Below are 13,272 nucleotides of genomic sequence, written 5' to 3'. Positions count from 1 at the left end.
GCGCCGGGGCGGGCGGAGCGGGATGAGAACACCTTCGAACTCCTGAACTTTTTTCCGGGAAAGCGGGAACTCGTCGGAACCGCCGCACGTACAACAGGTGAGCACCCGATCACGTGGTGCTACGAGGGTTCCTGCCGGACCCGGTCCCGGATCATGAGGGCGGCCCGCTTGCCGGGCAGATCGACCTCCGCCCGGCACCGGAACCCGGCCTTGCGGAAAGCGGTCACCGAGGGGGTGTTGCGAATGTCAGGTTCCGCGACGACGCGTGTGCAGGCGCGGCGGCGTTCCATAACCAGCTCGGCCACGGCCGTGAGCAGGGCGGAGCCGAGCCCTCGCCCCCGGTGCGCGGCGTCCCCGATGAGCAGGTGGATACCCGTGTCGTGCGGGCGCGCCCGGTAGAAGCGGGCCAGCGGGTCGAGGTCGGCCCGGTAGATCTCCCAGTAGCTCATGGCGGTGCCGTCGAGCGTGCCCAGGCAGGGCACGCTGCGTCCGTCGCCGTCGAGTTGCGCGCGGAGGTGGCGCTCGGTCCGGCCCTGGGGTCCGGCCAGCTCCCAGAACTCCGCGACTGCCGGGTCATTCATCCACCCGTGGATGAGGGGGAGATCGCGGTCGAGGCGGAGGGGGGCCAGCTCAAAGGTGCCCACGGGAGTGGGGATTGGACCCCAGGTGTGGATGCCGTCCAGCAGGTCCCCGTCGCGGGGTGAGGTCGCCTGGCCGGGCAACGTGGAGCGCAGCGCGGTGAATTCGGCGGGCAGGCGCAGGTCCAGTGTCTCTTCACTGTCCCATAGGAGCGCGCTCGCCCCGGTGTCGGCGCTGCCCGGGCAGTCGGGGGCGACCGGGACGGGCAGGGCTTCGGCGGCGCCGGTGTCGGTGAGGGACACATGCGCTCCTCTCATGGGGGCGGGTGGATGAAGAGGATCAGGAATGAAGGGGGTTGGCGATGGTGACGTAGACGGACTGGGTGTCGACGGGTCCGACGAGTTCGTCCAGGCCGTGCAGCCGGGTCAGCAGGTTGGCCTTGCAGCGCAGTACGGGCGAGTCGAGCAGGTTGCCCGGCAGGGAGCTGCGCAGGGCGGTGGGGCCGGAGGCGGCGGCGGTGAGGAAGCGGCGGAACGCGGCGAGGAGGAGGTGTTCGTCGGCCAGGCGCTGGGAGCCGAAGGCACCGATCAGGCCGAACACGTTGTTGACGGCGAGGTAGTAGGCGAAGCGTTCGTCGGTGACCCCGTCGGAGACGAAGGTGTCGCTGCGCTCTCCGATGCCCGGCAGCCGGGCGTCGAGTTCACCCCGGCGGGACTCGCGGAAGTAGTAGCCCTGGTTGTCGCGGTAGCGGCCGCCGGCCGGCCAGCCGTCCTGGTCGAGGCGGAGCAGGGTGTTCTGCTGGTGCGCCTCCAGCGCGATCCCCGCCTCGCCGTCGAGCCAGAGCACGGGCCGGACGACCTGTTCGAGGTAGCGCAGGAACCACTCGGCGGCGACCGCGCCCACCGGACGGCCGGTGCGGGCGGCGAGCCGCGCGACGAGCCGGGCCAGGCGGGAGCGGAGCCCCCGGGGACCTGTCGTCGGACTCGGCTCGAAGTCCGGGCGTGGGGAGACGAGTCCGGCGACGCAGCCGATGTCGTCGGTGGGAGCGAAGGGATTGTGCCTGATCATCACGTCGAGGCCGGGCACGGGCAGTCCGTCCGGTGTGTCCACGGCGAGCCAGGCGGGGTCGCGGACGATGTCGAAACCGGGGTGGGCGGCCTGCCACTGCTTCGCCAGCCCGGCACGCAGCAGACGGTGCACCTCGACGCCCCGGTGGAGTTCCTTGCGGAGGTTCTCCCGGCGGGAGTTGGTGATGCGCAGGCCGAGCGACAGCTTGAGCATCGCCGGGGAGCCCGAGCGGTGGACGGTCCGTACGGAGGAGGTGGGGTGCCAGAGCGAACCGAAGGGGCCGAGGTCGCGGAGGAGGCCGGAGTTCAGCAGGGCGGCGACCGGCGGGCGGTGCCGTACGTCGCGGGCCTGCCAGGGGTGCAGGGGGAGGGCGCTGTAGCCGTCGGGCAGGGGCAGGTCGGTTCCGGCGAGCCGGCGGAGTAGCTGGCCGGCGGGGACGGGGCGGCCGCGTTCGGTCCAGGCCGAGTCGGAGGCGAGCAGGGAGGGGGCGACGGCCATCCAGTGCAGGGGGAAGGAGCCGCGGAGTTCCGGCGCGTACTGCCGGGCTTCGGCGTCGGTGAGTTCCTCGCGGCTCTTCGGGGTGGGGTGCAGGGGGTGGCCGAGGAGGAGGGCCTGTTCGGCGCTGAGGAAGAGGTCGGGGCCGTCCTCGGGGTGGGCGCGGCGGTCGTGCAGGAAGGTGGCGGTGCGGCGTTGTGAGTCGGCGACACGGGCGACGAGATCGGCGCCGTCCGCCGGGGCGGTGCCCTGGGGCTCGGCGGGGTCCGTCCGGCCGGGGCTCTCGCGGGTGAGGAGGGCGGCGAGGGTGACGGCGTCGACGGAGGGGGCTTGTTCAGGGGCGCCGGCGAGCCGGGGCGGGCCGAAGCGGTGCCAGCCGGTCGGGGACCAGTGCCGGACGGGGGTGACGAGGGCCGTGCCGCTGGCCGGGAGCGGGATGCGCAGGGTGCCGTTGTCCGGGGCCGCGAGGCCGGTCTCACGTACCCAGCAGCGCAGGAGGTTCTCCACCGCCGCCGCCTGGGCCGCGGTGTGCGGGTCGGGGGCCTCCAGTGGATCGGCGTCCGGCTCGTCGGGCCATCCGGCGACCGGTGTGCGCCGCTTCTGGTGCGGCACCGCGTCGGCGAGCGGTACGGGGGCGCTGCCGGGGTCCGCCGGTTCGTCGGGGGTCTCGGAACGGCCGTCGGGTGCGGGGGTGGCGTTCATGACAGTTCCTCGGGGGTGATGCGGGTGCGGGTTCGGTCGCGGAGGGATTTCGCAGGGCGGATGAGAGGTGGGGCGGTGACGAGAGCAGAGGGTGCCGACGCGCGCCAGGCACGGTTCCGGGGTCGGCCGTGGTGGGGCTGGTGTGGCGATGCCGGGAGGTGGGTTCGCCGCTCTCCGCCGACGCGCGCGGATGATGCGCGTCGGCGGTGGGCCGGCCTGGCGGGGCTAGCCCGTGCGCTGGTGGTCGCGGTTCGCGGCGGTCACCGCGTCGGCGAGGCGGTCCAGTACGGCCGACGCCTGCTCGTCGCTGATGGTCAGCGGCGGAAGGAGCCGTACGACACTGTTGTGGCGGCCGCCGAGTTCCACGATCAGGCCCCGGTCGAGGCACTCGCGCTGGACGGCGGCGGCGAGTTCGGGATCGGCGGGGTGAGGCGCCGTGGCGGAGTCCCAGCCGTCCGGCTCGGAGCCGCGTGCTTCCGGTACGGACGCGGCTGCGGGGTCGATCAGCTCGACCCCGATCATCAGCCCCCGCCCCCGCACGTCTCCCACACAAGCGAACTCGTGCTGCAGCTGACGGAGTTGGGTCAGCATGCGAGCGCCGAGGGTGGCTGCTCGTTCGGCGAGGCCGTGCTCGCGGACGTAGGCGAGGGTGGCGGTGCCCGCGGCCATGGCGAGCTGGTTGCCCCGGAAGGTGCCCGCGTGGGCGCCGGGCTGCCAGACGTCGAGTTCCTCGCGGTAGACGATGACGGCCAGCGGGAGACTGCCGCCGATGGCCTTGGACAGGACCATCACGTCGGGGGTGATCCCACTGTGGTCGACGGCCCAGAAGGCGCCGGTGCGGCCGACGCCGGTCTGGACCTCGTCCGCGATCAGGGGGATCGACCGGTCGGCGGTGACCCGGCGCATCCGGCGCAGCCAGTCGTCCGGCGCCGGGATCACTCCGCCCTCCCCCTGGACGGGTTCGAGGATCATCCCGGCCGGGTGGGGCACACCCGACTTGGGGTCGTCGAGGACCGACTCGGTCCAGCGGGCGGCGAGTTCGGCGCCGCGCGGGCCCCCGACACCGAAGGGGCAGCGGTAGTCCTGCGGATAGGGCAGGCGGCCCACCTGGAGGTCGGGGGCACCGCCGGACGCGGCCAGGGCGCCCGCGGTCATGCCGTGGTAGGCGCCGGTGAAGGCGAGGATGCCGCTGCGCCCCGTCGCGGCCCGGACCAGTTTGAGGGCGGCCTCGACGGCGTCGGTCCCGGCCGGGCCGCAGAACTGCACGCGGGCCCGGTCGGCGAACCCGGCCGGCAGGGTGTGGAACAGCTCGGTGATGAAGGCGTCCTTCACCGGGGTCGCCAGGTCCAGCACGGAGAGGGGCGCGCCGGAGTCGAGGACCTTGCGGATGGCCTCCAGCACCACGGGGTGGTTATGGCCGAGGGCCAGCGCTCCGGCGCCGGAGAGACAGTCGAGGTATCGACGGCCGTCCGCGCCCTCGATGGTGAGGCCACGCGCCCGCACGGGCACGATGGGCAGGGCCCGGGCATAGGTACGCGCGGCGGACTCGCGCGCCGACTGGCGCCTGAGAATCCCCTCGTGCACGGCCGGAGTTCCCCGGTTGGTGCTGTCGGCCTCCGACTCGGTCACGGCCACGGCTCGCTGTCCTCCCGCTGTCCAGAGGCGAGTTGCTCGACGGGGACGTGCGCAGGCAGCGGTCCCCCACGGCTACCAACAGCCGACCGGCCGCGTGGTTACGGGTTGCTCCAAGATCCTTGCCGTGACGTAACCGTTGCGGTTCCGTCGGAAGTCACCTACAGCGAACGCATAGTGTGTGGTCCCGTCCCGGAAGTCCGGGGAACCGGCGCCGTTCCGCAGCGAGTTGGATGCCGGTACCGGGCCGAGGCGTCAAGTTCCTTCACCACAGGGAGAGTCACCACCATGCACTCCATACGGCCGTCGTCCACCGCCCGCCGAGGAAGGGGTACGCCCCGCAGGACCTCCCGCGTGCTGGCGGCCGTCGCCCTCGCCTCGGCGCTGGCGCTGACCGCCACCGCCTGCGACGGAGCCGGTGACGACAACGCCGGCGGCAGCTCGTCCTCCACCGCCCGGGGCTCGGACGGGAAGGTCCGCGTCCCGCAGGACCTCCAGGACAAGCTCCGCCAGCACGGCATCGACATGGACAAGTGGAAGGACGGCGCCTGGAAGAACTGGGACCGGGACGACTGGCTGCGCGAGGCGAACGACTTCATCAACCCGATCATCAACGGTCTGTGGGACAAGGACCGGATGCGGGGCGCCGACGACCCGGCCAAGCGGGTCGACGACAACGACCTCTCCGGCGACCAGGGCGTGACCGACCCCGAGCCGCAGCCGGTGCAGGCCAAGGCGGTCCGCCCGCCGTACCACACCAACGCGGCCACCTCCGGCAAGGTGTTCTTCGACTCCCCCAAGGGCACGATGGTCTGCTCGGCCACGGTCGTCGAGGACCCCGCCCACCCGGGCAAGTCCAACCTGATCTGGACGGCCGGCCACTGTGTGCACGCGGGCAAGAAGGGCGGCTGGTACCGGAACATCGCCTTCGTGCCGTCGTACAACAACCAGAGCCTGTCCTCCTCGCAGATGGAGGGTGCCTCCCGCGCGCAGGTCGCGCCGTACGGTGTCTGGTGGGCCGACGCGGCCAAGACCTCGCAGCAGTGGATCGACGGTGGCGGTGAGACCGGCGGCAATGGCGCCTCCTACGACTTCGCGGTGATCCATGTGACGCCGGAGCAGGGCAACGGGGGCAAGTCGCTGGAGGAGACGGTCGGCGGCGCGCTGCCGGTGGACTTCGCCGCTCCCGCCGCGACCGAGGTGAGCGCGGTCACCGCGAGCGGCTACCCGGCGGCGGAGCCGTACAACGGCCAGTTGCTGTACCAGTGCCAGGACAAGCCCGGCAGGCTGTCGATCACCAAGGCGGACCCGACGATGTACCGCATCGGCTGCACCATGACCGGCGGTTCCTCCGGTGGCGGCTGGGTGGAGCAGGGCGCCGACGGCAAGCCCACGCTGGTCTCCAACACCTCGATCGGCCCGGCCTCCTCGGGCTGGCTGGCTGGTCCCCGGCTCGGCGAGGTCGCCAAGGGCCTGTACGACTCGGTGAGCAGGAAGTTCGCGAACCGGTAGCCGCCCCGCACCCATGACGAAGGCCCGCCGCCCCCTCTCGCGAGGGAACGGCGGGCCTCTTCGTGCTCCGGCGGAAGAGCCGGTCAGGCGGTCGCGGTGGGCGTGTACGGGGCCAGGTCGGCCGCCAGCTCCGCGTGCACCCGGACCTTGATCAGGGTGCCCTCGGCGGTGTGCTCCTCGGAGAGCACCTCGCCCTCGGTGTGCGCGCGGGCGACCAGCTTGCCCTGCGTGTAGGGCACGAGCGCCTCGACCTCGACCGAGGGACGGGGCAGCTCCTCGTCGATCAGGGCGAGCAGCTCCTCCAGGCCCTGGCCAGTGCGCGCCGAGACGGCGATGGACCGCTTCTCGACCCGCAGCAGCCGCTGGAGCACCAGCGGATCGGCCGCGTCCGCCTTGTTGATCACGACGATCTCGGGGACGTCGGTCGCGCCGACCTCCCGGATCACCTCGCGCACGGCGGCGAGCTGCTCCTCCGGCACCGGGTGCGAACCGTCCACCACGTGCAGGATGAGGTCGGAGTCGCCGACCTCCTCCATGGTGGAGCGGAACGCCTCGACCAGGTGGTGCGGCAGGTGCCGGACGAAGCCCACGGTGTCGGCCAGCGTGTACAGCCGGCCGCTCGGGGTCTCCGCGCGGCGGACGGTCGGGTCCAGGGTGGCGAACAGGGCGTTCTCCACCAGGACCCCCGCGCCCGTGAGGCGGTTGAGCAGGGAGGACTTGCCGGCGTTGGTGTAACCGGCGATGGCGACGGAGGGCACCTTGTTGCGACGGCGCTCCTGGCGCTTGATCTCGCGGCCGGTCTTCATCTCCGCGATCTCCCGGCGCATCTTCGCCATCTTCTCGCGGATGCGGCGCCGGTCGGTCTCGATCTTGGTCTCACCGGGACCACGGGTGGCCAGGCCGCCGCGGCCGCCACCCATCTGCCGGGACAGCGACTGACCCCAGCCGCGCAGTCGCGGCAGCATGTACTGCATCTGCGCGAGCGCGACCTGCGCCTTGCCCTCACGGGACTTGGCGTGCTGGGCGAAGATGTCCAGGATCAGGGCCGTACGGTCGATGACCTTGACCTTGACGACGTCCTCGAGCTGGATGAGCTGGCCGGGGCTCAGCTCACCGTCACAGATGACGGTGTCCGCGCCGGTCTCCATCACCACGTCCCGCAGCTCCAGAGCCTTGCCGGAGCCGATGTAGGTGGCCGCGTCGGGCTTGTCGCGGCGCTGGATGACGCCGTCGAGCACGAGGGCGCCCGCCGTCTCCGCGAGGGCGGCCAGCTCCGCGAGGGAGTTGTCCGCGTCCTGGGCGGTGCCGGTGGTCCACACTCCGACGAGCACGACCCGCTCCAGGCGGAGCTGGCGGTACTCGACCTCGGTGACGTCCTCCAGCTCGGTGGACAGCCCCGCCACCCGGCGCAGGGCCGCGCGCTCGGAGCGGTCGAACTGGTCGCCGTCACGCTCGCCGTCGATGTCGTGCTTCCAGGCGACGTCCTCTTCCATCAGGGCATCGGCCCGAAGACCTTCGGGATAGGCGTGCGCGAGGCGCTTGGCGTCCTGTGAAGGGGAAGAAGAGGAGGTCATTGGTTCCTTACGTCGATGGGGAGGACCGGTCCGGCGGTCGATCGACCGGGAGGTCGGCGAGGGACCGGTGTTCATGAGGTGCAACGCGGGCGTGCTCCGGGAGATTCCCGTGCGCCGCGCCGACCGGAAGATGGTCGCACGGCGCGGAGTACCGCGTCATCGGGTTATCACCCGGGCACCGGGGGTCAGCGCTTCCTGGCCGGGTTCGAGGGTGCGGGCGGCGGGACCTGCTTCCAGTCCGGGTGGCCGGGCATGGGCGGGGTCTTCTCGCCGTACAACCAGTCCTGGAAGAAGCCGGTCAGGTCACGGCCGCCGATGGCGGAGGCGAGACGGACGAAGTCGGCGGTGCCGACGCTGGTGTCCCGGTTCTCCTGGACCCACACCTTCTCCAGCCGCTCGAAGGCGTCCTTGCCGATCTCCTGGCGCAGGGCGAAGAGCACCAGGGCGGCGCCGTCGTAGATGTTGGGGCGGAAGATGCCGATCTTCTGCCCGGGGGCGGGCGGCTTGGGCATGGCGGGCGGACCGCCGGCGGCGCGCCAGCGGTCGGAGGCTCCGTAGGCGGCCTTCATGCGGTCCTGAAGGGGGCGGTCCGCCTTCTCCTCCGCGTAGAGGGCCTCGTACCAGGTGGCGTGGCCCTCGTTCAGCCAGACGTCGGACCAGGTACGGGGGCTGACGCTGTCGCCGAACCACTGGTGGGACAGCTCGTGGACCATGACCGACTCGATGTACCACTTGGGGTAGGCCGGCTCGGTGAAGATGTCCTTCTCGAACAGCGACAGGGTCTGCGTCTCCAGCTCGAACCCGGTGCTGGCCTGCGCCATCAGCACGCCGTAGGTCTCGAACGGGTAGGGGCCGATCTTGCTCTCCACCCACGCGATCTGGTCCGGTGTTTTAGCGAGCCAGGGCTCCAGTTCCTTCTTGTCGGCGGCGGGCACCACGTCGCGCAGCGGCAGGCCGTGCGGGCCCGTGCGCCGGACGACGGCGGAGTGGCCGATGGACACTTGGGCGAGTTCGGTGGCCATCGGGTGCTGGGAGCGATAGCTCCAGGTGGTGGAGCCGCCTGCCTTGACCGCGCCCGTCGGCAGGCCGTTGGCGACGGCGGTGTAGCCGTTCGGGGCGGTGACGTGGAAGGTGAACATCGCCTTGTCGGACGGATGGTCGTTGCACGGGAAGACCAGGTGCGCGGCATCGGCCTGGTTGGCCATGGCGAGCCCGTCGGTGGTCCGCACCCAGCCCCCGTCCTGGCCGTCGGCGGCGACGGGGTCGCTGGTGTGCCGCACGGTGATCCGGGTGACGCTGCCGAGCGGCAGCGCGTGGTCCGGGGTGACGACGAGGTCCTCACCGGCACTGGTGAAGGCGGCCCTGCGGCCGTCGACCTCGACGGAGTCGACGGTGCCGTGCGCGAAGTCGAGGTTGATCCGCTTCAGTGAGTCGGTGAGCCGGGCGTCGATGGTGGTGACGGCCTTGAGCGGCTTGTCGTTGCTGCCGGGGTAGGTGAAGGCGAGGTCGTAAGCGGCCACGTCGTAGCCGGGGTTGCCCAGCTCCGGGAAGATCCGGTCGCCGACGCCCAGCGGTTCGGCGGGGGCTCCGGCGGCGACGAGACAGACCGTGACGGCCGAGGCGAGCAGGGCCGCCTTCGGGCGCCGGAGGAACCGGAGTGCGGGGTGCGAGCGCGCGGGGCGAGTGAGCAGCATGCCCCACCGCTACCAGCGCCCGGCCGCCGGGTGGCGACGGCGCGCGCCAGGCCCACCCGATCGGGTCGGTCAGGCGGCGGGCGCCTGGGCCCGGCTGACGTCGTACACGCCGGGCACGTCCCGCATCGCCCGCATCAGGGCGGGCAGTTCGGCGGCGTCGGGGAGCTGGAGGGTGTAGGTGTGGCGGACCCGCTGCTGGCTGGGGGACTCCACGGTGGCGGAGACGATCTCGGCACCCTCCACGGCGATCGCCTCGGTGAGGTCGGCGAGCAGATGGGGACGGCTGAACGATTCGGCGACCAGGGTGACCCGGCACGCGGTGGTGTCCCCCCAGCGCACGGCGATCTCCTCGCGCCCCCGGCCCTTCATGTCCTCGACCATGGAGCACTCCACCCGGTGCACGGTCACCGCTCCCCCGCGCACGGCGAAGCCGACGATGTCGTCGGGCGGCACGGGCGTGCAGCAGCCGGCCAGGCGCACCGGGCCGCCCGGCCGGTCCAGCAGCACGTCGGCGCCGCGGGGGCGCGCGGCGGGGGCGCTGCTGGCGGGGCGGCTGCCTCCGGTGCTGTCAGCGGTGCTGTCGGCGGTGTCCGAGGCGCGGGCGTCGGCGCCGGGGTGGGCCGCGAGCCAGCGCTGGATGGCGATGCGGGCGGCCGGGGTGTGGGCGTGCTCCAGCCACTCGCGGGAGGGTTCGGAGGCCGGGTCCTGGCCCATGAGGAGCTGCACGGTGTCGCCGTCGCGCAGGACTGTGCCGAGGGCGGCCAGACGGCCGTTGACGCGGGCGCCGATGCAGGCGTGGGCATCGTCGCCGTACTGGGCATAGGCGGCGTCGACGCAGGTGGCGCCCTCGGGGAGGCCCAGGGTGCCGCCGTCGGGCCGGACGACGGTGATCTCGCGGTCCTGGGCGAGGTCGTCGCGCAGGGTGGACCAGAAGGTGGCGGGGTCGGGGGCGCCGCGCTGCCAGTCGAGGAGGCGGGACAGCCAGCCGGGGCGGGTGGGGTCGGCCCGCTCGCCGTCGAGACCGGCGCTCTGTTCCTCGGCGGGCGGGGCGTAGGGGTTGCCGAGGGCGATCACCCCGGCCTCGGCGGCCTGGTGCATGCGGTGGGTGCGGATGAGAACCTCGACGACCTGGCCGTCCGGGCGGGCCACGGCGGTGTGCAGCGACTGGTAGAGGTTGAACTTCGGTACGGCGATGAAGTCCTTGAACTCCGAGACCACCGGGGTGAGACAGGTGTGCAGTTCACCGAGGACGGCGTAACAGTCCGCGTCCTCGTTCACCAGCACCAGCAGACGGCCGAAGTCGGTGCCGCGCAGCGGGCCGCGCTTGCGGGAGACGCGGTGGACGGAGACGAAGTGGCGGGGGCGGATGAGGACCTCGGCCGGGATGTCGGCCTCGCGGAGCACCGCGCGCACCTCGTCGGCGACCTCGGCGAGCGGGTCTCCCCCGGCGGCGTTCTGTGCGATGAGTTCGCTGGTGCGGGCGTATTCCTCGGGGTGGAGGATGGCGAAGACGAGGTCCTCCAGCTCGGTCTTCAGGGCCTGGACACCGAGGCGTTCGGCGAGCGGGATGAGGACGTCACGGGTGACCTTGGCGATCCGCGCCTGTTTCTCGGGGCGCATCACGCCGAGGGTGCGCATGTTGTGCAGCCGGTCGGCGAGTTTGATCGACATCACGCGGACGTCGTTGCCGGTGGCGACGAGCATCTTGCGGAAGGTCTCCGGCTCGGCGGCGGCGCCGTAGTCGACCTTCTCCAGCTTGGTCACGCCGTCGACGAGGTAGCGGACCTCCTCCCCGAACTCCTCCCCGACCTGGTCGAGCGTCACGTCGGTGTCCTCGACGGTGTCGTGGAGGAGGGAGGCGGTCAGCGTGGTGGTCTCGGCGCCGAGTTCGGCGAGGATCAGGGTGACCGCGAGGGGGTGGGTGATGTACGGCTCGCCGCTCTTGCGCATCTGGCCGCGGTGGGAGGTCTCCGCCAGGAGGTAGGCACGGCGCAGCGGGTCGAGGTCGGCGTCGGGGTGGTGGGCGCGGTGGGCCTCGGCGATGTGTCCGATGGCGTCGGGCAGCTTGCTCCGGACGGCGGGGCCGAGCAGCGCGGCCCGGCCCAGCCTGCGCAGATCGATCCGCGGCCGGGACTTCCTGCGGGCCACCGCGGGCGCCGAGGGCGCTACCGGGCCTGGGCTCGCAGGGTTCGTGGCCTCCGCACTCATGGGCACCTCCGGCTCGTGTACCGGCGGACGGGGCCCGAAGGGCATACGCGGCTCAGGGTTGGCGACGTTCCCCCGTCCGTGCCGGTGCTTGATGCTATCGAGCCCATCACGTGCTCCCGACCGCCTCTCGGCCAGCGTGAAACGGATCACCCATTCGAGCGACGGAACGGAGGTTTAGATTTTGAGCCACGCGCCCTCCCGTCGGCCGCGGTTTCGAACGGCCTCGCTGTCGGAGAACGGCTGGTCCCCGGCGTACAGAGCCGCCGGGAAACGGTTCGTCCAGGTCAGCGGGCCGCGTTTTCCAGCCACTCTGCGTCGATCTCGCCCTCGGCGACGATCACGGCGGGACCCGTCATCTCGATCTCACCATCCGGTCGTTCGGTGATGACCAGCCGGCCGCCGGGCACGTCCACGGCGTACGTCGCCGGGGTGCCGGTGACGGCTGGGTCGGCGCCGTCGCGCCGGGCGGCGGCCACCGCGACGGCGCACGCGCCCGTGCCGCACGAGCGGGTCTCCCCGGAGCCGCGCTCGTGCACGCGCATGGCGACGTGTCCGGGGGCCCGGTCGACGACGAACTCCACGTTGACGCCCTCCGGGTAGGCGCCCTCCGGCCCGACCGGCGGCTCGGTGTGCAGGTCACCGGCGTGCGCGAGGTCGTCCACGAAGGCGACGGCGTGCGGGTTGCCCATGTTCACGTTCCGCGCGGGCCAGCTCCGCGCGCCGACGCTGACCGTGACCTCGCCCTCGGGCAGGCGGGCCCGGCCCATGCCGACGGTGACGTCTCCGGCGCCGGCGTCGTCCTTGGCGATGTGGACGCGCTTCACGCCTCCGCGCGTGGCGACCGTGAGGTCGCCTTCGCCCACATGTCCGGCGTGCTGGAGGTAGCGCGCGAACACACGGACCCCGTTGCCGCACATCTCGGCGACCGAGCCGTCCCCGTTGCGGTAGTCCATGAACCACTCGGCCTCGCCGGCCATGTCACGGGCCTCGGGGTGCGCGGCGGAGCGCACCACGTGCAGCACCCCGTCGCCGCCGATGCCGGCCCGGCGGTCGCAGAGCGCGGCCACGGCGGCGGGCGTCAGGTCGAGGGCGTTCTCGGGGTCGGGCACGATCACGAAGTCGTTCTCGGTGCCGTGACCCTTGAGGAATGCGATCCGCGTGCTCATCCCTCGATCCTACGGGGTGTCCCGGACACCGTCCGAGGACAGCCGGGGGCGCTAGCGCAGGCGGGCGACCCGCCATACCGCCAGGACCGCGACGACGCCCACGAGCAGCGCGTAGGAGAGGGCGACGCGCCAGTCGGCGCGGCGGCCGGAGCCGCGCGGGGGCAGGCCGGGCCAGGTGTAGCCGACGCGGCGGGCGGCCATCATGCCCCAGCCGGCGGCGCAGGAGCAGATCAGCAGGCCCAGCATGGCGATGACCGCGCCGCTGTCGCCGAAGTCGAAGGCGAGCGGGAAGGCGAACATCAGCGAGCCGAGCGCGGCCAGACCCACGATGGGCGCGAGCTGCCAGATGCGCAGCCGTCGCTGCGGGCGCAGTTCGACCTCGACCTCGGGGCCGCCCGCGAACATCTCCTCGGGCGTCGGTCCGTCGGCGACGACCACGATCGGGATGTCGTCCGGGCCGTCGTCGGTCAGACGGTCCTCGGCGCCGGGCTCGTCACCGTCGGTGGTGATGTGCTCGGTGCCTGCTGCGGTGTCACGAGGGCTGGCCTCCATCGCCACGCGCCCTCCCAACTAGGACTTCACTGGTCGATCGAAGCTCGATGATGGCACGGCGCCGGAGGCCGGGCTGACCGGTGGCGCATC

General features: G+C 72.4%; 9 protein-coding genes. 1 reads left to right on the top strand and 8 read right to left on the bottom strand.

The genetic code is table 11. The annotated features are described in order from the left end of the window. Positions 1-119: 119 nt before the first annotated feature. From E5082_RS17445 to E5082_RS17435, 3 genes are all read right to left on the bottom strand, one after another. On the bottom strand, positions 120-896 hold the full coding sequence (locus E5082_RS17445) for a GNAT family N-acetyltransferase (protein ID WP_135792183.1): 777 nt from the start codon (positions 894-896) through the stop codon (positions 120-122). 22 nt (positions 897-918) lie between these two features. Next, entirely contained in the window at positions 919-2,844 is a 1,926-nt protein-coding gene (locus E5082_RS17440; protein ID WP_135792182.1) for an IucA/IucC family protein, read from the bottom strand. Positions 2,845-3,069: 225 nt separating this feature from the next. After that, positions 3,070-4,479 carry a diaminobutyrate--2-oxoglutarate transaminase family protein gene (locus tag E5082_RS17435; protein ID WP_135792181.1) on the bottom strand — a complete coding sequence of 470 codons (1,410 nt, stop codon included), beginning with the start codon at positions 4,477-4,479 and terminating at the stop codon, positions 3,070-3,072. A gap of 285 nt (positions 4,480-4,764) precedes the next feature. Between E5082_RS17435 and E5082_RS17430 the strand changes: the two genes are divergently transcribed. Beyond that, on the top strand, positions 4,765-5,988 hold the full coding sequence (locus E5082_RS17430) for a trypsin-like serine peptidase (protein ID WP_190045297.1): 1,224 nt from the start codon (positions 4,765-4,767) through the stop codon (positions 5,986-5,988). Positions 5,989-6,071: 83 nt separating this feature from the next. On the opposite strand, the gene hflX is transcribed toward E5082_RS17430, so the two are convergent. The 5 genes from hflX to E5082_RS17405 form a co-directional block, all read right to left on the bottom strand. After that, positions 6,072-7,562 carry a GTPase HflX gene (gene hflX / locus E5082_RS17425; protein WP_135792180.1) on the bottom strand — a complete coding sequence of 497 codons (1,491 nt, stop codon included), beginning with the start codon at positions 7,560-7,562 and terminating at the stop codon, positions 6,072-6,074. 185 nt (positions 7,563-7,747) lie between these two features. Beyond that, positions 7,748-9,256 (bottom strand): M1 family metallopeptidase, encoded by a 1,509-nt coding sequence (locus E5082_RS17420; protein WP_135792179.1) that lies wholly within the window; start codon positions 9,254-9,256, stop codon positions 7,748-7,750. A gap of 69 nt (positions 9,257-9,325) precedes the next feature. Beyond that, a complete protein-coding gene (locus E5082_RS17415) occupies positions 9,326-11,464 on the bottom strand; it encodes a RelA/SpoT family protein (protein ID WP_135792178.1) in 2,139 nt (712 codons plus the stop codon). 284 nt (positions 11,465-11,748) lie between these two features. Continuing rightward, positions 11,749-12,630: a diaminopimelate epimerase gene (gene dapF, locus E5082_RS17410; protein ID WP_135792177.1), complete on the bottom strand. Its 882-nt coding sequence runs from the start codon at positions 12,628-12,630 to the stop codon at positions 11,749-11,751. A gap of 51 nt (positions 12,631-12,681) precedes the next feature. Then, the gene (locus E5082_RS17405) at positions 12,682-13,182 is read right to left on the bottom strand and encodes a hypothetical protein (protein WP_135792495.1); all 501 of its coding nucleotides are present in this window, start codon (positions 13,180-13,182) and stop codon (positions 12,682-12,684) included. Between the last annotated feature and the right edge of the window lie 90 nt (positions 13,183-13,272).

Source organism: Streptomyces griseoluteus, assembly GCF_004784465.1.
Classification (GTDB): Bacteria; Actinomycetota; Actinomycetes; order Streptomycetales; family Streptomycetaceae; genus Streptomyces; species Streptomyces griseoluteus.
Note: the sequence above shows the minus strand (reverse complement) of the source record. Positions and strands in the feature narration are given on the sequence as shown.